The 21,957-nt window shown below is 62.5% G+C and carries 18 protein-coding genes; 12 read left to right on the top strand and 6 right to left on the bottom strand.

What is annotated here, in order from left to right:
• The first annotated feature begins 3 nt into the window (after positions 1-3).
• The 6 genes from AB6802_RS26615 to AB6802_RS26590 all read left to right on the top strand — a co-directional run bounded on the left by AB6802_RS26615 (position 4) and on the right by AB6802_RS26590 (position 8,201).
• Positions 4-2,523 carry a hypothetical protein gene (locus AB6802_RS26615; protein WP_371013176.1) on the top strand — a complete coding sequence of 840 codons (2,520 nt, stop codon included), beginning with the start codon at positions 4-6 and terminating at the stop codon, positions 2,521-2,523.
• A complete protein-coding gene (locus tag AB6802_RS26610; protein ID WP_371013175.1) occupies positions 2,523-3,710 on the top strand; it encodes a glycosyltransferase in 1,188 nt (395 codons plus the stop codon). Before AB6802_RS26615 ends, AB6802_RS26610 begins: the two co-directional genes overlap by 1 nt.
• A gap of 43 nt (positions 3,711-3,753) precedes the next feature.
• Entirely contained in the window at positions 3,754-3,951 is a 198-nt protein-coding gene (locus AB6802_RS26605; protein WP_371013174.1) for a glycosyltransferase family 2 protein, read from the top strand.
• Positions 3,952-4,546: 595 nt separating this feature from the next.
• Positions 4,547-6,559 carry an SDR family NAD(P)-dependent oxidoreductase gene (locus AB6802_RS26600; protein ID WP_371013173.1) on the top strand — a complete coding sequence of 671 codons (2,013 nt, stop codon included), beginning with the start codon at positions 4,547-4,549 and terminating at the stop codon, positions 6,557-6,559.
• A 191-nt stretch (positions 6,560-6,750) separates the two neighbouring features.
• Entirely contained in the window at positions 6,751-7,662 is a 912-nt protein-coding gene (locus tag AB6802_RS26595) for a glycosyltransferase family 2 protein (protein WP_371013172.1), read from the top strand.
• Complete coding sequence (locus tag AB6802_RS26590; RefSeq protein ID WP_371013189.1) at positions 7,662-8,201, top strand: sugar transferase; 540 nt, start codon at positions 7,662-7,664, stop codon at positions 8,199-8,201. The genes AB6802_RS26595 and AB6802_RS26590 overlap by 1 nt, the downstream gene beginning before the upstream one ends.
• 47 nt (positions 8,202-8,248) lie before the next feature.
• Here the strand turns inward: AB6802_RS26590 and AB6802_RS26585 are convergent, their stop codons facing one another.
• Both AB6802_RS26585 and AB6802_RS26580 read right to left on the bottom strand, forming a co-directional pair.
• The gene (locus AB6802_RS26585; protein ID WP_371013171.1) at positions 8,249-9,202 is read right to left on the bottom strand and encodes an NAD-dependent epimerase/dehydratase family protein; all 954 of its coding nucleotides are present in this window, start codon (positions 9,200-9,202) and stop codon (positions 8,249-8,251) included.
• A complete protein-coding gene (locus tag AB6802_RS26580) occupies positions 9,199-10,491 on the bottom strand; it encodes an O-antigen ligase family protein (RefSeq protein ID WP_371013170.1) in 1,293 nt (430 codons plus the stop codon). The genes AB6802_RS26585 and AB6802_RS26580 overlap by 4 nt, the downstream gene beginning before the upstream one ends.
• A gap of 440 nt (positions 10,492-10,931) precedes the next feature.
• Here AB6802_RS26580 and cysD point away from each other — a divergent pair, with 440 nt between their 5' ends.
• From cysD to cysQ, 3 genes are read left to right on the top strand one after another with little or no spacing between them, the layout of a single operon-like run.
• Complete coding sequence (gene cysD, locus AB6802_RS26575; RefSeq protein ID WP_371013169.1) at positions 10,932-11,837, top strand: sulfate adenylyltransferase subunit CysD; 906 nt, start codon at positions 10,932-10,934, stop codon at positions 11,835-11,837.
• A gap of 2 nt (positions 11,838-11,839) precedes the next feature.
• On the top strand, positions 11,840-13,777 hold the full coding sequence (gene cysN, locus AB6802_RS26570) for a sulfate adenylyltransferase subunit CysN (protein ID WP_371013168.1): 1,938 nt from the start codon (positions 11,840-11,842) through the stop codon (positions 13,775-13,777).
• 10 nt (positions 13,778-13,787) lie between these two features.
• A complete protein-coding gene (gene cysQ, locus AB6802_RS26565; protein WP_371013188.1) occupies positions 13,788-14,570 on the top strand; it encodes a 3'(2'),5'-bisphosphate nucleotidase CysQ in 783 nt (260 codons plus the stop codon).
• A gap of 211 nt (positions 14,571-14,781) precedes the next feature.
• On the opposite strand, the gene AB6802_RS26560 is transcribed toward cysQ, so the two are convergent.
• The 4 genes from AB6802_RS26560 to AB6802_RS26545 form a co-directional block, all read right to left on the bottom strand.
• Entirely contained in the window at positions 14,782-15,924 is a 1,143-nt protein-coding gene (locus tag AB6802_RS26560; RefSeq protein ID WP_371013167.1) for a DegT/DnrJ/EryC1/StrS family aminotransferase, read from the bottom strand.
• Between the two features lie 239 nt (positions 15,925-16,163).
• Positions 16,164-17,087 (bottom strand): carbohydrate kinase, encoded by a 924-nt coding sequence (locus AB6802_RS26555; RefSeq protein ID WP_371013166.1) that lies wholly within the window; start codon positions 17,085-17,087, stop codon positions 16,164-16,166.
• On the bottom strand, positions 17,084-17,530 hold the full coding sequence (locus AB6802_RS26550) for an RbsD/FucU family protein (RefSeq protein ID WP_371013165.1): 447 nt from the start codon (positions 17,528-17,530) through the stop codon (positions 17,084-17,086). The genes AB6802_RS26555 and AB6802_RS26550 overlap by 4 nt, the downstream gene beginning before the upstream one ends.
• 2 nt (positions 17,531-17,532) lie before the next feature.
• Entirely contained in the window at positions 17,533-18,756 is a 1,224-nt protein-coding gene (locus AB6802_RS26545; RefSeq protein WP_371013164.1) for an ROK family protein, read from the bottom strand.
• Positions 18,757-18,967: 211 nt separating this feature from the next.
• On the opposite strand from AB6802_RS26545, the gene AB6802_RS26540 reads away from it, so the two are divergent.
• The 3 genes from AB6802_RS26540 (at position 18,968) to AB6802_RS26530 (ending at position 21,944) form a co-directional block, all read left to right on the top strand.
• Positions 18,968-19,996 (top strand): sugar ABC transporter substrate-binding protein, encoded by a 1,029-nt coding sequence (locus AB6802_RS26540; protein ID WP_371013163.1) that lies wholly within the window; start codon positions 18,968-18,970, stop codon positions 19,994-19,996.
• 95 nt (positions 19,997-20,091) lie between these two features.
• Entirely contained in the window at positions 20,092-21,168 is a 1,077-nt protein-coding gene (locus AB6802_RS26535) for an ABC transporter permease (RefSeq protein WP_371013162.1), read from the top strand.
• On the top strand, positions 21,165-21,944 hold the full coding sequence (locus AB6802_RS26530) for an ATP-binding cassette domain-containing protein (RefSeq protein WP_371013161.1): 780 nt from the start codon (positions 21,165-21,167) through the stop codon (positions 21,942-21,944). Before AB6802_RS26535 ends, AB6802_RS26530 begins: the two co-directional genes overlap by 4 nt.
• The last annotated feature ends 13 nt before the right edge of the window (positions 21,945-21,957 follow it).

The raw sequence follows: 21,957 nt of genomic DNA, 5'->3' as shown, positions 1-21,957 counted from the left end.
CCGGTGCTGCTTCAGCCGCTTAACCAGCTTTACGACGACCACCACGGCAAAGTGTCCGACAAATGGTCGCTCTATCTGAGCGAGTACGACCGGATTTTTTCAAGATATAGGAATGCGCCGGTTCGCCTGCTCGAAATCGGCGTGCAGAACGGCGGCTCGCTTGAAGTTTGGAGCAGGTATTTTCCGCAGGCCACGTTGATCCTTGGCTGCGATGCGAATCCAGAATGCAAGAAGCTCAAATTCGATGACCGCAGAATAAAGATCGTTATCGGCGATGCCGGCAGTGACGAAACGAGTCGCAAGATCGCGAAGGTATCCGGTCAGTTCGATATAATAATCGATGATGGGTCACATCGCTCCGACGACATCATACGCAATTTTTCAAAATACTTCCCGCTTCTTGCCGAAGGCGGCACGTACATCGCCGAAGATTTGCATTGCAGCTACTGGCAGGAGTATGGAGGTGGGCTTTTCCAACCGCTCTCGTCCCTGTCGTTTTTCAAGCGTCTGGTCGATGTGGTCAACCATGAGCACTGGGGAACGGATTTCTCCGCCGTTCAGGCCTTGGTGCCATTCGCCGACAACAGCGGGACAGCGTTCGATGATGCCTTACTGCCGTCGATTCACGAAGTCCGGTTCCTCAATTCGCTTTGTATCGTCACCAGGAAGTCCGCAGGCGAGAATGAACTCGGCAAGCGTCGGGTGGTCGGCGGAACGGCGCCTGTCGCCGGAGATATGATGGCGCTGGATGCGACGGTCAATGTGGTGACCGATCAAACCGACAATCCGTATTCGTGGCCGCAGGCAGTTTCCGACGAGGAAGCCGTGGTCAATCGGCAAGCAATCGTAAGGCAGGCGGCGCGCCTGGAGACGCTTTCCAAGGAGAACGAAGCGCTTGGTGCTGCGTTGTCGGCCGCACATCTGTCGATTGAACAGCGCGACGTGGCTGCAGCGGCGTTTCGCGACCGAACCACGGCGCTGGAAAGTCAGGTTTCGCTTTTGCAGACCGATCGCGACGCTGCGAATTTTGAAGCGAGCCGGTTGAACGGAGTCCTGAGCGCCGTTTACGCCAGCACCTCTTGGCGCGCGACCGGTCCCATGCGAAGCATCGTGCATGCTGCCCGGGCGGTGAGGGGAAGAGCAGGTGATCGGAAAGAAACCCAAAAAGTGCCAGAGAGCCCGATGGCATTGCGCCGTCGGACTGAAACGGGCTTGGGCATGATGCAGCAGCAACGATTTAGCGCACTGGCCGCAAAAGCCTATCACTATTGGCGTGTCGCGGGCACAGCCGCTCTGCTTCAAAGGGTGGCGGAGTATCGCAGGATACAGGCGGCCTCACAGCGTACTATCGCGGCCTCGAAGCCTGACACATCGGCCGTGGCCAGCCTGCTTGAAAGCCGATTTCGATCCCTGGCGCCGATTTCATTTTTCAACACGGATGCAGATGCCCGGCGCATTACGGTAATCACCGACAGCATCAGCAGGGGCAGTTTGTTCGGCGGCGTGGGCACATCGCTTATCCTCGCTGCGGCTGCGGCCCAAAAGCTACAGGCCAGGCTGCGGGTGGTGACGCGAACCGAGCCGGCGGATACTGCCGCGCTGAAGCCGCTGCTTGCTGTGAGCGGGGTCACGTTTGATGGCCGCACCGAATTCCAGTTCCTGCCGCCTGAAACCCCGGATCAATTGCCGGTCCACGAGCTCGATCGGTTCATCACCACATCATGGTGGACCACGGCAGCGGCCACCAGGCTGCCGCGTCGTTCCATCTTCTACCTCCTTCAGGAGGACGAGCGGATGTTCTACCCGGCCGGGGACGATCTTCTGCGCTGCGATGCTTTGTTGAGGGATCAGGATCTGCCGCTGATCGTCAACTCGAAACTTCTGTTCGATCACCTGGCGCTAGGCATAGAAGACCTGCCCAATCGAGCCAGCTATTTCGAGCCGGCTTTTCCGGAAAAGCATTTCTTTCAGCAAAAGAACCGACCTGGTGTGAAACGCACGCTGCTTTTCTACGCACGTCCCAACAACCCCAGGAACCTCTTCTATCTGGGTTGCGAGGTCCTCCAGCGGGCGGTCGATCAAGGCCTGCTGCGGCCGAACGAATGGCGCATCGTCTTGTGCGGCAAGGACATACCGAGGATCTCTTTCTCGCTTCCGATCGAGGTGAACTTTGAGGAGAACCTGCGTTGGGACGAATACGCCGCCATTGTTCGCGGCAGCGATCTCGGACTGTCTCTGATGCTCACGCCGCACCCAAGCTATCCGCCTCTGGATCTTGCCGCCTCGGGGGCCGTCGTGGTGACGAACAGTTCGGGTCTGAAGACCGATCTCGCCGGCTACAGCCGCAACATTATCGTTGCCGAGCCGGAAGTTGGTCGTCTCGTCGAAGCTCTGCGCTCGGCCATTCAACTGGTGGCTGACGAAGAGCGGCGAAAAGCGAATTACAAGGCGAACAAAATTCAGCGGGACTGGAACCTGGTTCTCGAGCCGGTGATCGAACGCATCGCCCGATCCTACCCCTGATGTTCCAGCTCGATATCCCGGTTTTTGCATATTCCGACCCATGGCTTAGGCCGGTCGAAGATAGAATTGCGGAGCTGACACGGTCTTCGACGCGCATCCTTTATCTTTATGAGGCGGCCGACAGCAGCACGTTTCGCTACCGTGTTTTCAACATGCACGAGATCTGGAGGAAACAGGCCGGAATATCCTCATCCTACTTTTTCTATCACGAGCTCGCCGACCTGTTGAAATCGCCCGTCGCAGCGGACATCGTGGTGGTCTGCCGTTGTCGCTACTCGCATAGCCTGGTCGACTTCCTGTCCGCGCAGCGCGCGCGCGGCGCGCGGGTCTATTTCGATGTCGACGACTTCGTCTTCAGCCCGCCCCATGTGCATCTTCTGGTCAACACCTTGGCGCAGGATCTGAGCCACCCGGGCATCTGGGACTTCTGGCATGCCTACACGTCCCGGATGAGGGAGGCGATCCGGCTCTGCGATGGTGTCATCGTCACGAACAGCTACCTGCAAACGCGGATTTCGGCTGACTTTGACCTGCCCACGGTGGTCATTCCGAATGCGTTGAATGTGCGCCAACTCGATGCTTCCGAGCGAATCTACGAAGCGAAATTGCGCAATGGGTTCGCCCGGTCTGGAAATTTTCAGCTCGGTTACTTCAGCGGAACACCAAGTCACGAGAAGGATTTCCAGCTCATAGAGACGGCGCTCGCCGGACTGATGAATAGGCACTCCCAGCTCAGCTTGAGAGTGGTCGGGTACCTTGGAGACAGGGAGCTGTTTCGCAGGTTCAGAGGCCGGGTCGAGCAATATCCACTTCACGACTTTGTAAATCTGCAAAGAATAAAGGCATTTTCCGAGGTAAATCTCGTCCCGCTTCAGGACAATATTTTCACGAACTGCAAGTCCGAGCTCAAGTATTTTGAGGCAGCAATCGTGGGCACAGCCACTGTCGCGACGCCTATACATTCATACGCCAGCGCAATCAGGCATGGCGACAACGGTTACCTGGCGCTCGCTCACGAGTGGGAGGAGTGTCTGGAGACACTGATCGTGAATGACACGCTGGTTATCGAAACAGCCAAGCGGGCATGCGTCAGCGCGAAGGCGATCTATGCGCCGGAAGCCCAGGCTGGAATAGTAGAGCAGGCATTCTTCGGAAATGGCGGGCTTGAGCCACTTGTCGCGAGGTGACTTTGAGTAGGTCGGCCATCAGATACATGGATTGGTATTGCACATGCTGAATGGCCTCAAGGTCACAGTGATCATGCCGGCCTACAATGCTGGCAAGACCTTGAAGGTCACCTACGACGCTCTGCCGAAGGAACTCGTCGACGACATCATCCTGACCGACGACAAATCGTCGGACAGCACGTCGGAAATCGCCAAGGGTCTCGGAATCCATACCATCGAGCACAAGGAGAACCGCGGCTAGTTGAAGTAAAGCGTGCCGCTCTCCGCCCAAAGCCGGTACATGCTCAAGAGCGACGGTGCCCTGAGAAGGATGACGGCGCTATAGGACGCCAAAGCAAGGACTAAGGCGCTTCGATGATATTTGACATCGGACGTTGATAGGAGGGTCGCACGGAACAAAAGAAAAATGGCAGCCAGGACACCGATATCGTTAGGCGGCATATTGGCAGCTTATCCTGTTGCCGGAGTGGTCAAAGCGCCGTGCGTCCGAATTTTCAACCCCCATCGAGGCCGTCGTCCGCTTCGGGATCATCAAGTTCGTCCTACCGTGCAGCGAGCTTATGGCAACCCCAACCGTAAAGCGAGATACGTCGACGGCGCAGCGGCGCCCTTCTTGATGCGGCAAATGGATGAGTGCGGCATTACCCGCCGTCGAAGAAATCACCGTCATATGACGGGGCAGATACAAAAACCTCTGGCGATACGCCCGACTCCGCGCTATTGCGGTTGCGGGGCAAGGGGATCGGGGATTTGCAATCTAGAGTGGTGGCGGTCAATATTTGATCCGGCACTTTTCTGGTGGTCAAAATCCTACGCCTGGAGTTCAGTGCCGCCCTATGACGTCCTATGTAGAAGCCGTATCGGGACTCCGACCGAAGATGCGGCGCGCCATCATCATGATCCAGGATCTCGTCATGGTCCTGATAGCCGTTGCGCTTAGCCTGCTTCTGTCGCAATCACACCTCTCATTCGATGCTTTCTCCAACGGTGGGCTGGCCTGCTGGGCGATCATTGTCCTCGTCGCCCATCTGCTGTTCCGTTCTTGCGGCCTCTACAACACCGTTTGGCGCTTTGCTTCCACGCCCGACTTCTTCAACATCCTGAAGGGTTGCGGCATACTTACCGTGGTCCTCTATTTGACCTCGCTCGCCTTCCGGATCTTCTTCCAGCCCGTCGCCGGCCTCAACGAGCGCCAGTTCATCGTCTTTTTCCTCGTCTCCTTCACCATCATTTCCGCGCCGAGGCTTTACTACCGGTTCCTGCGCGACGGCGCGAGCTGGCGCATCCTGCGCCGTGGTCCTGGCGAGGCGCCGATCAGGGAGGCACTGTTCGTCGGTCTGTTGAGCGAGGCTGACGTGATCGTCCGCTTCACCCGTGCGGCGGTCCCGGCGGAATATGCCATTGCCGGCATCATGGCGACCGAAAGCGATGCGCCGCTCGGCACGCAGATCCACGGCGTTCCCGTGGTGGCGGTGCGGCCACGCCTGGTCGAGGTACTGGAAGAGTATGTCAGGGGAACGAAGAACCTCGACCTTGTGATTTTCGGCAAGGGCGCCGAGCGCGATATCGAGGACTATGCCGAGCTGGTGCGTGTCGCCCGTCACAGCGGCATCACGGTCGTCCAGTTTTCCGGGCTTTCCGAGCTGGGGCAGGGCGGCAAGCTGGTTCTCGACGCGGTCGAGATGGAAACGATCATGCGCCGCTCGGCCGTTTCCACCGATCTCGCTCGCATTGGCGCTTTCGTCGACGGCAAGCGCGTGCTGGTGACCGGCGGCGCCGGCTCCATCGGCCGCGTGCTTGTCAAACGTTCGCTCGAGCTCGGCGCCGAAGCGGTGTTGGTGGCCGACAATTCCGAGTTCGGCATTTTCCAGCTCGACCAGTTGGTCGACGACAAGGAACGCAACCGGCTGACCAGCCGTATCGTCGACGTCACCGATCGCCGCCAGATGACGCGTCTCGTCGAGGAGTTCAAGCCGGCCCTCATTTTCCACGCCGCGGCGCTGAAGCATGTGCCGATCCTGGAAGAGAACTGGGAAGCGGCGATCGAGACCAACGTTTTCGGCACGCTGGCTTGCGCCGAGGTCGCCGCCAAATGTGGCGTTCCCCAGTTCCTGCTCATCTCCAGCGACAAGGCCGTGGATCCGACGTCAGTGCTGGGCATCACCAAGCGGGCAGCCGAGCAGATCGTCGCGGCGTTGCATGAGGTGCATGCAGCACCGGGATCGAATGGCGGCGGGCCGAATGGCCACGACAATGGCAACCGTCATCCCGGCACCAAATTCATCGCGGTGCGCTTCGGCAACGTCTTTGGTTCCAACGGCTCGGTGGCAACCGTCTTCCAGGCCCAGATCGAGGCTGGCGGCCCGGTCACCATCACCGACCGGCGCATGACCCGCTATTTCATGACCGTTGCCGAGGCCGTCGACCTCGTCATCATGTCGGCCGCCGATGCAGAGCGGCGGCCCGGCAAGGACGACTACGCCATCTACATGCTCGACATGGGCAAGCCCGTGCCGATCCTCGAGGTCGCGGAAACGATGATCCGCATGGCCGGAAAAAGCCCCTACACCGACATCCCGATCCGCTTCACCGGCGTCAGGCCGGGCGAGAAACTGCACGAGACGCTGCACGGCGAGAACGAGGAGGTCGTCAAGCTCGACATCGCCAAGATTTTCGGTCTCAGGAGCGAGGTGGTGGGCTGGTCGAGGATCCAGGTCGGGCTGACGGCGCTGCAGGCCGCCATGCGCGACCAGGACAAGGCGACGGCTCTCGCGGTGCTGGCGGAGCTGCATGACGCTCTGAACACGCCGGATCGAATTCTGCCGAAGGCGGCAAGCCAGACGGCTTAGAACGATCCCAGAAAAAGTCATGAACGATTTTCCGTTCGAAACCGCACCAAAACAAGGAGTCGGAGCAGTTTACCACCGTCACGAAACGGTTTGCCGCTCCAGCCTGTCTTGCCCAGGCGTAGCCATTATTTTAGCCTGCTTGCATATCGGGCAGTGGGCGTATCCGGATTGTGAGCAGACAAGACCAGCGCGTGTCCGTTCTTCTGGGGACGAAGGACGGCGCGGCATTCATCAATGAGCAGTTGGAGTCCTTGGCCGCGCAGTCCTGGCCCCGGATCGACCTGTGGATTTCCGATGATGGTTCGACCGATGGCACAATATCCATCGTCGAGGCATGGCGGAGCCGCTGGAACAAGGGGCGCGTTACATTGGTTGACGGCCCGCGACAGGGTTTCGCCGCCAATTTCCGTTCCATGATCATCGATCCGCGCATCGAAGCCGACTACTATGCCTTTTGCGACCAGGATGATGTCTGGGAGCCCGACAGGCTAGAGAGCGCTGTCAGTTGGATGGAGGCACAGGACACGGATATGCCGCTTTTGTTCTGCTCGCGCACAACGACCATTTCCGAGACCGGTCGGGCAGCCGGTTGCTCGCCGCTCTTCCCGCATCCGCCTTCGTTCCGCAACGCGCTGGTGCAGAGCATTGCCGGCGCCAACACCATGCTGCTCAACCGCGCAGCGCGCGACCTTCTGGCAAAAGCGTCGGCCAGAACCGATTTCATCAGCCACGACTGGTGGGCCTATCTCATCGTCGCCGCCAGCGGCGGGAAGATCCGCTACGAGCCGAGGCCGCTGGTGAGATACCGCCAGCACGAGACAAATCTTGTCGGCGCCAATGTCTCGTGGAAGGCCAGGCTTTCCAGGATCGATCGGCTGCGCAACGGCCAGTTCGTCGCCTGGACCGATGCCAATCTGCGCGGTCTCGCCCTCAACCGCGACCTGCTGACGAGCGACGCGCAGCGTTGTCTCTCTTTGTTCACCGGCGCGCGGGAAGCCAGCCTTTTGAAGCGCTTCAGCCTGCTGCGCCAAAGCGGCGTCTACCGGCAGACCTTGCTCGGCACACTGGGCCTCTATCTCGCCGTCCTGCGGCGCTGGATCTGATCATGGCGGTCAAGCGTGCCCTCGACCTGGCGGTCGCGGCTCCTATGCTGCTGCTGGCGGCTCCGATCCTGTTCGTCGTGATGCTGGCGATCCGGGCGACATCTCCCGGCCCCGCCATCTTCTCCCAGATCCGCGTCGGCCGGGAAGGGGCTTTGTTTGCCTGCCGCAAATTGCGCACGATGCGTCGCGAAACGCCGTCCCTGCCCACCCACGAGGCGCCGGCCAATTCGGTCACCGCGATCGGCAAGATGTTGCGCGCAACCAAGATCGACGAGCTGCCGCAGCTTTGGAACGTGCTCAAGGGCGAGATGAGCCTTGTCGGCCCGCGCCCCTGCCTGCCGACGCAGACCGAACTGATCGAGCGGCGCAGGCAGTTAGGTGTGCTCACCGCACTTCCGGGCATCACCGGGCTTGCGCAGATCAAGGGCATCGACATGTCGGATCCGAAGCTTTGCGCCGAGACCGACGCCGCCTACCTCAAGGCGGCTTCCGTCGGCCTGGACCTCAAGATCCTGCTTGGCACGTTCTATCGCAACTGATGCGTGTCGCCCAAAAGTGTGCAGCGGTTTGGGGACAACGACATCCATCAAAGAAGACTTAAAAGCGCACCGCGCTTTAATCTGCGCGCCAACTGGCGGAGCCGGCCGAGCGTATCGGCTTCGGGCATCCAGCCTTCCGATGCCAGCAGAGACGCATCGCAAATCTGGTTTGCGGCGAGGCCCTGCCATGACGCTCGCTTGCCGAGCAGCGTCGCCGCCAGCCGAAGTGGCAGCGGCAACGTGGGAAAGAGGCGCGGCGGACGACCAAAACCTTGCCGGAACGCGATGACGATCTCGGACATCGCGATTGGCAAGGAATCGCTCGCGATGTAGACCGGGCGGAGCGGCGTCGACGTCGTCAGTATATGCAACACCGCGTCCGCCACCGCGTCGGCCGAGATCAGCGAGCGGACGCCGGTCAGCGCGCTGCTGGGCAACGGCAAGGCCGTGTCGGCAAGCCGCATGAGCGCCTTCATGTTGCCCTTCATGCCTTTGCCATAGACCGGCGGCAGCCGCAGCGCCGTTGCATCGGCGCGTCCGGCGGCGGCATAGGCCGCCAGCATCCTGATCTCGCCCTCGCGCTTGGAGCGCCCATAGGCGTCCTGCGGCACAGCGGGCGTGGCCTCGTCGATGGTGCCGCTGAAGCCGGGGCCTGCGACGGCGCGGATCGAAGACAGATAAACGAAGCGCCCGCCGCTGCCGGCTGCCGCTGCTTGGGCCAGCCTCCCGGTCAGGGTTGCGTTTGCCGCCATGTAATCCGCGTCGCTGGCGCGCCGGTCGCTGTTGAGGGCGGCGCAGTGAACGACATGCGAAACGTCCTGCATCAGCGCCAGGAAGGCGGGGTCCGGCGCATCGACCCCGGGCAACGTGACGGCATCGACTGCGTCCGCCAGTCGTTGCTGCTGTCGAGAGGCGATCCGTATGTCAAAGCCGGCCGCGCACAGCCGGCTGACCACCTGGCGCCCGATGAAGCCCGTAGCGCCGGTGATCAGGACCTTCATGATTGCCGGTTGGCGCCGGGGATTGTCGCGGGCGCGCTTTTCCCGGTCGGCGCCACAGTGCGCCCGGATGCAAGGTAGGTGCCCGAAATCAGGAACACCATCAGTGTCGCGTCGAGGATATCATGGCCGACAACAATGCCGGTCATTCCGCCGACGAGGTAGGTCATGACAGTGACAAGGATCATCGTCGCACCGAACCGCTCCACCGGAGCGGTGCTGAGCCGCAGCACCCTTGCCGCGTTCCAGGCGGCAACGATGAAGATCGCGGCCAGGGCAAGTGCCCCCAGCAGGCCGGCCTCCACCAGCGCGGTGATAAAGCCGTTATGGAAATGACTGAAGCCGGAGTCGAGGCCGAACCGGTCGTGAAATCCCTGCTTCATCAGGTCCCGGCTGGCGGAGATGCCATGACCGAAAATCGGCGCCTCGCGAAAAGCGCTAAGGCCGATATCCCACATCGCCACGCGAAAGCCGATCGCCGTCGAGTGGTCGCCGGTGGCGTTCAGCGCTTCCAGGTCGCTGATCATGAAGTCGGTGCGGTTTATGATGACCGGGAAACCGATTGCCGCGATCACCAGGCAGACCGCGCCGACAATCACCACGATCCGCACCAACTGGGCGCGCGTGAGCCCTCGGCGGTTGACGAGTAGGACGGCGACACCGGCGATCAGCATGGCCACCCAGATGGTGCGCGATCCCGAAAGGATGACGGAGGTGGCTCCGGCGAAGGCCGCGACAGCCAGCGGCTTCCAACGCTTTTCGATCCCGACCAGCGCGCCCGCCAGGCACATCATGACGGCAAGGCAGGCAACCGTCGCGAACACGATCGCATTTCCGGCGCCGCCTTCGGGCCTGGTGCCAAACCAGTAATGCTGGACGACCGCAAGCGCCAGCGCGCCGAAGCAGGCCGCGGCACTCGCCAGCACGGCGATGCGCGCCAGCGTGGTCTTGTCCGTAATGGTCCAGGTCGAATAGGAGATCGGGAAGAAGACCAGAGTGATCAGCGGCAGGAACAACCGCAGATCGTCCTTCACCGTGCCGTTGACGATCGAGGCCAGCACCATGGCCGCGCAATAGGCATAGATTGCTATGGTCAGCGCGAGCATCGGCCGGTCGATGTTGAAACGTCGCCGTTTTGCGGCCAGGAGCAGCGCCGACCATACCGCGCCGGCATTGAACGCGACGCTCACCAGCGAGCCGAGCACAGGCGGTGAGAAGAAACAGACGATCGAGAAATAGATGTTGATTTGTGCGGGCGTGAGATAGCGCCGGAGCGATGTAAGCGGGTTCAATGCCTTGCTTCGCAATCTTCCAGGTTGTCCGCAATCCACGAAGCCAGCCAATGCCGCTTCATGGTTTCCGTCGATCCTGCCTTGCCCCGTTCCCCAAAGCCCTATTAGCGGTTGGCGTCGGTCCGCGATAGGCCGGCGGGTGGATGTTCAGGTAAAAAACCGGTGCCGCGGAAATCCTTTGACCCGCGGGGGGCAACGGCTTTCCCCGGTTGGCAGATATTTCGATCCATAGGTAAGATTTTTCGCCGGGCCGGGCTTGGCTGGAAAATTCGTTCCCGAACCAGGGTGCTCCACACGCGTCTTGCATTGTTATCGGCGGTGCCGATCTGTTAGAACGCCTGCACGAAACAGATTGTCCCGATCGAACCTGGCCCGGCGTACGGCTTTCGCCCCAAAACGCAAGATTTCGTTCGGCGGCACGAGAGAATGCTCAACAGTCCATGAACATCGCGCTTACGCATCTGCAGCGGCTCGAGGCCGAATCCATCCACATCTTCCGGGAGGTCGCCGCCTCTTTTTCCAAGCCGGTGATGCTCTATTCGGTCGGCAAGGATTCCTCGGTGCTGATGCATCTGGCGATGAAGGCGTTCTATCCCGCCAAGCCGCCTTTTCCGTTCCTGCATGTCGATACAACCTGGAAGTTCCGCGAGATGATCGCCTTTCGCGATCAGATGGCGCAGAAGCTCGGCTTCGACCTGCTGGTCCATGTCAACGAAGACGGCGTGCGCGACGGCATCAATCCCTTCGACCACGGCTCCAACACCCACACCCATGTGATGAAGACGGTGGCGCTGCGCCAGGCGCTCGACAAATACGGCTTCGACGCCGCCTTCGGCGGCGCGCGCCGCGACGAGGAGAAATCGCGCGCCAAGGAGCGCATCTTCTCCTTCCGCAACGCCCAGCACGCCTGGGATCCGAAGAACCAGCGGCCGGAAATGTGGAAGATCTTCAACACCCGCATCGCGCCGGGCGAATCGATCCGCGTCTTCCCGCTGTCCAACTGGACCGAGCTCGATATCTGGCAGTACATCCTGCAGGAAAGCATTCCGATCGTGCCGCTCTATTTCGCCAAGGAGCGCCCCGTGGTCGAGCGCGACGGCATGCTGATCATGAAGGACGACGATCGCATGCAGTTGCGTCCCGGCGAGACGATCGAGAACCGCCTGGTGCGCTTCCGCACGCTGGGCTGCTATCCGCTGACCGGCGCCATCGAATCCGAAGCCGACACGCTGGAAGCGATCGTCGGCGAGATGCTGACGGCGCGGACCTCCGAGCGCCAGGGCCGCCTCATCGACCGCGACGAGGCGGGCTCGATGGAAAAGAAGAAGCGCGAGGGTTATTTCTGAGAATGCGCCACATCATGGCCAAGAGCCTCGCCCCGACCGATCAGATCCGCGACTACATGGCCGCGCAGGAGAAAAAGTCGCTGCTGCGCTTCCTCACCTGCGGTTCGGTCGACGACGGAAAGTCCACGCTGATCGGCCGCCTGCTCTCCGACACCAAGCAGATCTTCGAGGACCAGCTTGCCGCGCTCGAGAAGGACTCGCGCAAGCACGGCACCACCGGCGACGATATCGATTTCGCGCTGCTGGTCGACGGACTGGAGGCGGAGCGCGAGCAGGGCATCACCATCGACGTCGCCTATCGCTTCTTTGCCACGCCCAAGCGCAAGTTCATCGTCGCCGACACCCCTGGCCATGAGCAGTATACGCGCAACATGGCGACCGGTGCTTCGACCGCCGATCTCGCCATCGTGCTGATCGACGCGCGCCAGGGCGTGTTGCGCCAGACCCGGCGCCATTCGATCATCGCCTCGCTGCTCGGCATCCGCCACATCGTGCTGGCCGTCAACAAGATCGATCTAGTCGATTTCGACCAGGCGGTGTTCGACCGCATCGTTGAGGATTACCGCCAGTTCTCGCAAGAGCTTGGCTTCCAGACGATCGCGCCGATCCCGATGTCGGCCCGCTATGGCGACAATGTCACCAGCCGCTCGGACAAGACGGCGTGGTACTCCGGCCCGTCGCTGATCGAGCATCTCGAAACCGTCTCGGTCGACGAAGCCGCGGCGGAGCTGCCGTTCCGTTTTCCGGTGCAATATGTCAACCGGCCCAATCTCGACTTCCGCGGTTTTGCCGGCACGATCGCGTCCGGTTCCGTCGCGCAGGGCGACGAGGTCGTCGTCGCCAAGTCCGGCAAGGCCTCGCGGATCAAGCGCATTGTCTCCCAGGACGGCGATCTCGCCCAGGCGGTCGCCGGTCAGGCCATCACGCTCGTGCTCGATGACGAGGTCGAGGTTTCCAGAGGCAACATGCTGGTGTCGCCGGCGGCGCGACCGCAGGTCGCCGACCAGTTCGCCGCCAACATCGTTTGGTTCGACGAGGCGGCGTTGCTGCCTGGCCGCTCCTACATTCTGCGCACCGAGACAGACCAAACCAGCGCCACCGTCACCGATCTGAAATACCGCGTCAATGTCAACGATTTCGCCCGCGAGGCGGCGAAGTCGCTCGAGATGAACGAAGTCGGCATCTGCAACATCTCGACGCGTGCGCCGATCGCGTTCGATGCCTTTGGCGAGAACCGCACCACCGGCGCCTTCATCCTGATCGATCGCATCACCAACGCCACCGTCGGCGCCGGCATGATCCTGCATTCGCTGCGCCGCGCCGAAAACATCCACTGGCAATCGCTCGACGTCGGCAAGCGCGGCCGTTCCGACTTGAAGAACCAGCGCCCTGCCGTGTTCTGGTTCACCGGGCTCTCCGGCTCCGGCAAGTCGACCATCGCCAACCTGTTCGAAAAGAAGCTGTTCGCGTCGGGACGCCATACCTACATCCTCGATGGCGACAATGTCCGTCACGGCCTCAACCGTGATCTCGGCTTCACCGACGCCGATCGCGTGGAAAACATCCGCCGCGTCGCCGAGGTGGCCAAGCTGATGGCCGATGCAGGCCTGATCGTCATCGTCTCCTTCATCTCGCCCTTCGCCGCCGAGCGGCGCGTGGCGCGTGAGCTGATGGCGGAGGGTGAGTTCGTCGAGGTGTTCGTCGACACGCCCTTCGAGGAATGCGCCCGCCGCGATCCGAAGGGCCTTTACGCGCGCGCCTTGAGCGGCGAGATCAAGAACTTCACCGGCGTCGATTCGCCTTACGAGGCGCCGCTGAACCCGGAAATCCATCTGAAGACGCTCGGCAAGAAGCCGGAAGAGATGGCGGAAGCCCTGGAGCATTGGCTGGATGAGCGCGACATTGCCGAGGACCAGTACGACAATGGCGGCGGTATCTGACGACCAAGCCATGCTCGGCGTGTTCGAGCGCCTGGCGCTCGATGCCGGGCGCGAGGTGATGCGCGTCTTCCATGAAGGCTGCGCGGTCGACAGCAAGGCCGATTCTTCGCCGGTCACCGAAGCCGATCGCGAAAGCGAGAAGATCATCCTTGCCGGCCTGCGTGCCGCCTATCCGGATATCCCTTGCGTGGCCGAAGAGGAGGTTGCGGCGGGCGTCGCCACGCCCGATCTCGACGGCGCCTTCTTCCTGATCGATCCGCTCGACGGCACCAAGGAATTCGTCAACCGGCGCACCGACTTCACCGTCAACATCGCGTTGGTGCGCCACGGCGTACCGGAAGTGGGCGTCGTCTACGCGCCTTGCACAGGGCGTTTTTTCACCGGACGACCGGGCAACGCCGAGGCCCTGGAGGTCGACGCCGATTATCGCATAGTCGGCCGCCGGCCGATCACCGTGCGGGCAGGGGTCACGCCGCTCGCCGTCGTCGCCAGCCGCTCGCACAACACGCCGGAAACCGATGCCTTTATCCGTGATCTTGGGGCTGCCGAGATCGTCTCGGTCGGCTCATCGCTGAAATTCTGCCTGCTCGCCGCGGCGGAAGCCGATGTCTACCCGCGCTTCGGCCGCACCATGGAATGGGACACGGCAGCAGGTGACGCCGTGCTGCGCGCCGCCGGTGGCATGACGCGCACGCTTGACGGCGCGCCGCTCACCTACGGCAAGCGAAACCAGGCGAGCGACAGCGATTTCGCGAATCCACATTTTATCGCGACGGGGAAGAGCGCGGCTTAAACGTCAGCGATTGGTGGCCGCCAGTCATCGCTTCGTCTCCTAGGGCGAAGCAAGGAGCGAAGCGACGCGCGCAGACCCTGGGATCGATGCCGTTACGCTAAAGCGTTGCAGCGGTTACAGAATTCCGCACCGTTGCGATCGACGTCGAAGGTCACGGCATGGATCCTCGAGTCAAGCCCGAGGATGACGAACGGAAGGTGCGACGGGCTCCTTAAGCCGCCGCGACATGCGCCGAATTCGAGCCGATATAATTCCTGATCGTCTCGATGATCCGATCCTGGTCGGCTTCGCTGAGATAGGCGTGCATCGGCAGGCAGAGGATCTGCTTCGGCAGCTCTTCCGACACAGCCAACCCGGTCGGGGTGCGCGGGTAGTTCTTGTAAGCCACCTGCTCGTGCAGCGGCTTCACGTAATAGATCACCGACGGAATGCCCTTTTCGCCGAGATGCGCCTTCAGCCCGTCGCGCTTCGGCGTCTCGATGGCGTATTGCGCCCAGGCCGAGCGGCCATGGCCCAGATTGCGCGATGCCTTGACGATGTCGCCGAGACCCGCCGCATAGCGGTCGGCAACGACCTGGCGGGCGACCATCTCGTCCTCGAGGATGGCGAGCTTCTCGATCAGGATTGCCGCCTGCAGCGTGTCGAGGCGCGAATTGATGCCGACGCGGACATTGTCGTACTGCGTCTCGCCCTTGCCGTGGAACGCGAAGGACCTAAGCTTGTCGGCCAGCGCGCCGTCATTGGTGAACATCGCGCCGCCGTCGCCGTAGCATCCGAGAGGCTTCGCCGGATAGAAGCTGGTCGCGCCGACATGGCCGAAGGCGCCGCACATCTTGGTGTCGGCGGAACCGCCCATCGACTGGGCGGCGTCCTCGATCACCAGAAGGTTCTCGCGATTGGCGATCGCCATGATCGCCTCATAGTCGGCGGAAAGCCCGAACAGGTCGACCGGGATGATCGCCTTCGGCTTCAGCCGGCCTTCCTTCTTGACCATCTCGATCGCCGCCTCGAGGCTGGCGATGTCGATGTTGTAGCTGGTGCGGTCGACGTCGACAAAGACCGGCTCGGCCTTGGCCAGCGCCACCACTTCGGCCGTGGCGGCGAAGGTGAAGCTCGGCACGAACACCGCGTCGCCCGGGCCGATGCCGGCGGCAAACAGCGGCAGGAGCAGTGCGTCGGTGCCGTTGGCGCAGGCCACGACATGCTTGACGCCGATATAGGCCGCAAGCTTGTTCTCGAATTCGGTGACCTGCGGTCCGAGGATATAGCGGCCTTCCTCGACGACTTTGTCGATGGCGGCCTTGAGCCGGTCGCGGATTCGTTCGCGCTGCGCGCCAAGATCGATGAATTGCATGTCGGCCTCAAATGCCAATAAAACCGCCCGCTGGTACCAGACTTGGCGCGGCTGAGAAAGCCGGCCACGGCCAGGCCGAATTGCGTCAGTGTCGCAGCCTGTTACCGCTGTTTGCCGGCATATCGCCCTGGGAGGCCGGAAATCCAAGCTTCCGCGAGCATTTTCAACGCTTTATATCGCGTCGCTCGGGCCTTTGGAAACATAAAGTGATCGGGTGTCGTGGGCCTCTCGGCCTCCGTTCAGCCGATCTCGTGGCGCCAGGGTGGGTTGGCTCCGGCCCGCGAAACCGTCACGGCCGCGGCCCTGGCGCCAAGCTCCAGCGCCTTGCGGATCGCGTCCTCCGGCAGGTCGCCGATAGCCGCCTTGGTCAGCAGGCCCTGCTCGTGCAGCGAAGCCAGGATGCCGGCGTTGAACGTGTCGCCGGCGCCGACCGTGTCGACCACCTTCACCTTCTGCGGCATCACCGTGACCCTGTGCGCCTTGCTGTAGCCGACGGCGCCTTCGCTGCCATGGGTGACGACGATCAGCTTCGGCCCGCGGTCCAGCCAGTTGCGCACCACGTCCTCATGCGAGCCGGCCTCGTCGAACCATTTGAGGTCCTCGTCCGAGAGCTTGACGATGTCGGCCATCGCCATCATCTCGCGGATGCGCCTGAGATGCTTGGCCTTGTCCGGAATGAAGTTCGGCCGGATGTTAGGATCGAGCATCATCACACGGGCTTCGTGCTCGCGCCGCATGAACTCCTCATAGGCCGATCCGGCCGGCTCCGAGATCAGGCTGATGGCGCCGAACAACATCGCCTCGATCTCGGTGCCGAGCTTCGGCAGATCCTCGATGGTCAGCATGCGGCCGGCGGTGTTCTCGTCATAGAAGGTATAGGTCGCCTGGCCGTTGGTGAGCCGCACGAAGGCGAGCGTCGTCGGCCGGGGCGAGGTGTGCGCGTAGGTCGAGCTTACCTTGCTCGCCCCCAGCGCGTCGCGGAACTGGCCGCCGAACAGATCCGAGGAGAGGCCGGAGAAGAAGCCCGCCGGCGCGCCCAGGCGTCCGAGCGCGATCGCCGAGTTGAACACCGCGCCGCCGACATAGGGCGCGAAGGCGGCTTCGCCCTCGGTCGTTATGCGCGGCAGCATGTCGATCAGGGCTTCGCCACAGCAAAGGATCATGTCTTGTCGGTCTCCGGCGGATGGATCACGCCCTTGCGGATGATGATGTTGGCAAAAAGCCTGGGTTCTGAGGTCGCCACGATGGCGTGCGCGGCCTTGACGCGTGCATAGAAGTCGGGTCCGGCCAGCGCAACCACCTTGTGGCCTGGCGCACGCTTGGCGCACACATCTTCCATCTCATGATGCACGGGATCGGCGAGTGTGGGGTCGCCCTTCACCGAGGCGCGGAACAGCGCCTGCGGCACCGCCTCGTCCACCGGCAGGACGGCAAGCACGGCGTCGAGCACCGCGATGATATGGTGGCCGTCGGCGCGGATCAGCCGCCGCGCCTGCTCCTCGGCCGGGTAGTTGCCGTCGACGATGGCGATCTCGTCGCCATGGCCCATAGCCCGCAGCGTCGCCAGGAACTCGGGCCCGAGCAGCGACGGAATGCCGATCAGCATGGTCAGGCACCCCCGGACGTGTTCGGCCCGATGAGAAAACGCTCGGAAAGCGGCAGGCTGGCGCCGCCCAGCGCGCGTGCGTGGATGCCGACGGTTCCCTCGCGCACGATGGGCAGCTTCAATCCTTCCGCGTCGATGCGCGCGATCGCTTCGGTGACGGCGTCGACCAGCCGGCGGCGGACGGTCAGCGGCATCCAGCCGTCGATCACCGCGGCCTCGAAATCGATGACCGAGCAGGCGGCGACGATGGCGTAGGCGAGCGCGCGCGCCGCGCTGGCGATCCAGTCGTCGAGCTCGGCGCCGATCTCGCCCCATTCCTGCGGCGAGGTCCAAAGATAGGAGCCGTCGATGCCTTTGGCCGACAGGGCCTTTTCCAGCATGGCGATCGAGGCGACGTCGATGAGCTGCGCGGGCTTGCCGTCGGGTCCCGGCACCGGCATCGAGCCCAGCGCGCCGGCATTGCCGTTCGGCCCGCTGTAGAGCCGGCCGTTGAGCACGATACCGCCGCCGGCGAAGGCGCCGATGTAGAAATAGACGAAATCGCGCGCGCCGCCGGCGCGGCCGAAGACGAGCTCGGCCCCGCAGGCCGACGTCGCGTCGTTCTGCAGATAGACCGGGAAGTCGCATTGCGCCTGGATGTTGGCGCGGATGTCGCGGTGGCGCCATTCATCCATGATGTCGCGTGGCGCGCCCGCCGTATCGGCCCAGTTCCACAATTCGAACGGCATGGCGATGCCGAGGCCGGCGATGCGCTTGTCCTGCGCCGGCGTCAGCTCGGCGCGCATCGTCTTGATGCCGTCGGTGACGAATTCGACCGTCTCGCGGGGCGCCGGATAACGGTAGGAGTTCTGCAGCATGGCGCGCACATTGCCGAGGAAGTCGATCAGCACCAGCTCGGCCGAGCGCCGGCCGATCTTGAGGCCGATGAAGAAGGCGCCTTCCGGGTTGAGCGCCATGGGGATCGAGGGCTGGCCGATCTTGCCGCGCATCGGCGCCTGGCGCACCAGCAGCTTGTCTTCCTCGAGTTCGCGCATGATCACCGACACGGTCTGCGCCGAGAGACCGGTCATGCGCGCAATGTCGGATTTGGCCAGGCTGCCATGCTGGCGCACCAGGGAAAGCACGAGCCGTTCATTGTGGTCGCGCATGCCGCTCTGGTTGGTGCCGCGATGCAGCCGGCTTTCTAAAGCCTCGGGCGAACCGTGCCTGGCAGTGCCGGTCTCCACCCTGATCCTCCCGTCGTTTTACCCTTTGTGCTTTTCGTTCAGAATGTGTGAACAGCGCAAGAGTGTCAATAATAAATAAGAGTGATTTAATTATTGACAGCCGTTCTGGACTGGTGTCTTTTTGACATTGCGCTCACACTGGGAGAACTTCGGTGGGCGCTCCGCAAGCGCCGGTTGGCCGGCGCCCAAGGTGGTTCACTGGGAGGAAATCATGGGTAAATGGACTATACTGAAGGCGGCCGTCGCTGGCCTTGCCTTCTACGGCGCGATGGCCACGGCCTCGCATGCGGCCGACATCGTCGGCCTGATCACCAAGACCGAAGGCAATCCGTTCTTCGTCAAGATGCGCGAAGGCGCGCAGGCCAAGGCCAAGGAACTCGGCCTCACGCTGCAGACCTTTGCCGGCAAGTTCGATGGTGACAATGACAGCCAGGTCGCTGCCATCGAGAACCTGATCTCGGCCGGCGCCAAGGGCTTCGCCATTGTGCCGAGCGATTCCAGCGCGATTGTGCCGACCATCAAGAAGGCGCGTGACGCTGGCCTTCTGGTCATCGTGCTCGACACGCCGCTCGATCCGATCGACGCCGCCGACGCAACCTTCGCCACCGACAATTTCAAGGCCGGCGAGCTGATCGGCCAGTGGGCCAAGGGCACGCTGGGCGACAAGGCCGCGAGCGCCAAGATCGCCTTCCTCGACCTCGCCACCAACCAGCCGACGGTCGACTATCTGCGCGACCAGGGCTTCATGCAGGGCTTCGGCATCGACGTTAAGGATCCGAAAAAATACGGCGACGAGTCCGACGCACGCATCTGCGGCCACGAAATGACTGGCGGCGCCGAGGATGGCGGCCGCACCGCCATGGAAACCCTGCTGCAAAAGTGCCCCGACGTGAGCGTGATGTACACGATCAACGAACCGGCCGCGGCCGGCGGTTACCAGGCGCTCAAGGCAGCCGGCAAGGATGACGGCTCGGTGCTCGTCGTCTCGATCGACGGCGGCTGCCCGGGCGTCAAGAACGTCGCGGCCGGCGTCATCGGCGCGACTTCGCAGCAATATCCGCTGAAGATGGCGGCGATGGCGATGGAAGCCATCGAGAAGTTCGCCAAGACGGGCGAGAAGCCGAAGCCGACCCCCGGCAAGCAGTTCTTCGACACCGGGGCCACGCTGATCACCGACAAGCCCGTCAACGGTGTCGAATCGATCGACAGCAAGAAGGGCGCGGAACTTTGCTGGGGCTGACGCCTTCCTAAGACCCGCAATCGCAGACTAAACTCACCGAAAGGGCGGCTCCGGCCGCCCTTTCCCGAAACACGGGATCCTTTGGGAGGGGATAAATGAGCGACGACGCAACCGGCTCGGTAACAGCCGAGCGCGGCCTTAAGGGCAGCGACCAGTCCGTAGCGAGTTTCGACGAGGACGGGGGTTCGCTTCTCAAAACTCTGCAGCGCTTCCTGCACGAATATCCCACGGCCATCCCGTTCATCGTGCTGCTTGTCGGCGTGCTGATCTTCTCCTTCGCCGCGGGAGGTCGCTTCTTTGCGCCATTCAATCTTTCGCTCGTGCTGCAGCAGGTCACGATCATTGCGTTTCTCGGCATCGCCCAGACGCTGGTTATTCTGACCGCCGGCATCGATCTTTCGGTAGGCGCCATGATGGTTCTGTCGTCCATTGTCATGGGCAGGCTGACCGTTACCTACGGCGTACCGGTCGAATTGAGTTTTGCGCTGGGCCTGCTCACCGGTCTTGTCTGTGGCTTGATCAATGGGGTTCTGGTGGCGGTGGTCAAGCTGCCGCCTTTCATCGTCACGCTCGGCAGCTGGAGCGTTTATGGCGCGATGGTCATCTACGTCTCGCATTCCGAGACGGTGCGGGCTCAGGACATTGAGGCGGCGGGACCGCTGCTCCAATGGCTGGGCCACACGATCAGGCTTGGTGGCGGCGCGGTGCTGACCTACGGCGCCATCGCCATGATCCTGACGGCTATCGTCATCTGGTACGTGCTGAATCGCACTGCCTTCGGTCGCCATGTTTACGCCACCGGCGATGACGACGAGGCTGCTCGCCTTGCCGGTATCAACACGCGCGGCGTGTTCATCGCCGTGTACACGCTGGCCGGCTTCATCTGCGCCATTGCCGCCTGGGCGCTCATTGGCCGCATCGGCGCGGCAAGCCCGCTCGGCAACCAGACCGCCAATCTCGATGCCATCACCGCCGTGGTGATCGGCGGCACCTCGCTGTTCGGCGGCCGAGGGTCGATCGTCGGCACGCTGTTCGGCGCGTTGATCGTCGGTGTCTTCCGCAACGGTCTGGCGCTCGCCGGCGTCGATTCGCTCTGGCAGGAGTTCACCGTCGGCATCCTCATCATCCTCGCCGTCACCATCGATCAGTGGATCAGGAAGATTTCGGCATGAGCACGACACCCATCCTTCAAGCGAAAGGCCTCAACAAGCGCTACGGGCGGGTCGTGGCGCTCGACAATGCCGATTTCGACCTGATGCCGGGCGAGATCCTCGCCGTCATCGGCGACAACGGCGCCGGCAAGTCGACGATGGTCAAGGCGCTCTGCGGCGCGGTCATCCCGGACTCCGGCACGATCGAGCTCAACGGCGAGCCGGTGCATTTCCGCTCGCCGATCGAGGCCCGCCTGGCCGGCATCGAGACCGTCTACCAGAACCTGGCCCTGTCACCGGCGCTGTCGATCGCCGACAACATGTTCCTCGGCCGCGAGCTGCGCAAACCGGGCTTTGTCGGCCAATGGCTGAGAAGGCTGGATCGCGCGGCGATGGCGCGCATTGCCCGCGAAAAGCTCTCCGAACTCGGGCTGATGACCATCCAGAACATCAACCAGTCGGTCGAAACGCTCTCCGGCGGCCAGCGCCAGGGCGTTGCCGTGGCTCGCGCGGCCGCCTTCGGCAGCCGCGTCGTCATCATGGACGAACCGACGGCCGCCCTCGGCGTCAAGGAAAGCCGCCGCGTGCTGGAGCTGATGCTCGACGTCAAGAAGCGCGGCCTGCCGATCGTGCTGATCTCGCACAACATGCCGCATGTCTTCGAGGTGGCCGACCGCATCCACATCCACCGCCTTGGACGTCGCCTCGCCGTCATCGATCCCAAGCAATATACGATGTCCGACGCCGTCGCCTTCATGACCGGCGCCAAGGCGCCGCCGGAAGTGCTGGCGGCGTGATCGCGCCGCAATG

The organism is Mesorhizobium sp. RCC_202 (genome assembly GCF_041355295.1).
GTDB lineage: Bacteria > Pseudomonadota > Alphaproteobacteria > Rhizobiales > Rhizobiaceae > Mesorhizobium.
The sequence above is the reverse complement of the archived record's forward strand: the minus strand, read 5'-3'. Positions and strand labels throughout refer to the sequence as shown.

Coding starts and splice junctions, on each gene's coding strand:
- AB6802_RS26530 (WP_371013161.1), top strand. CDS start 21,165: ATGAGCACGACACCCATCCTTCAAGCGAAAGGCCTCAACAAGCGCTAC.
- cysD (WP_371013169.1), top strand. CDS start 10,932: ATGAACATCGCGCTTACGCATCTGCAGCGGCTCGAGGCCGAATCCATC.
- AB6802_RS26560 (WP_371013167.1), bottom strand. CDS start 15,924: ATGCAATTCATCGATCTTGGCGCGCAGCGCGAACGAATCCGCGACCGG.
- AB6802_RS26585 (WP_371013171.1), bottom strand. CDS start 9,202: ATGAAGGTCCTGATCACCGGCGCTACGGGCTTCATCGGGCGCCAGGTG.
- AB6802_RS26540 (WP_371013163.1), top strand. CDS start 18,968: ATGGGTAAATGGACTATACTGAAGGCGGCCGTCGCTGGCCTTGCCTTC.
- AB6802_RS26610 (WP_371013175.1), top strand. CDS start 2,523: ATGTTCCAGCTCGATATCCCGGTTTTTGCATATTCCGACCCATGGCTT.
- AB6802_RS26535 (WP_371013162.1), top strand. CDS start 20,092: ATGAGCGACGACGCAACCGGCTCGGTAACAGCCGAGCGCGGCCTTAAG.
- cysN (WP_371013168.1), top strand. CDS start 11,840: ATGCGCCACATCATGGCCAAGAGCCTCGCCCCGACCGATCAGATCCGC.
- cysQ (WP_371013188.1), top strand. CDS start 13,788: ATGCTCGGCGTGTTCGAGCGCCTGGCGCTCGATGCCGGGCGCGAGGTG.
- AB6802_RS26600 (WP_371013173.1), top strand. CDS start 4,547: ATGACGTCCTATGTAGAAGCCGTATCGGGACTCCGACCGAAGATGCGG.
- AB6802_RS26550 (WP_371013165.1), bottom strand. CDS start 17,530: ATGCTGATCGGCATTCCGTCGCTGCTCGGGCCCGAGTTCCTGGCGACG.
- AB6802_RS26605 (WP_371013174.1), top strand. CDS start 3,754: ATGCTGAATGGCCTCAAGGTCACAGTGATCATGCCGGCCTACAATGCT.
- AB6802_RS26555 (WP_371013166.1), bottom strand. CDS start 17,087: ATGATCCTTTGCTGTGGCGAAGCCCTGATCGACATGCTGCCGCGCATA.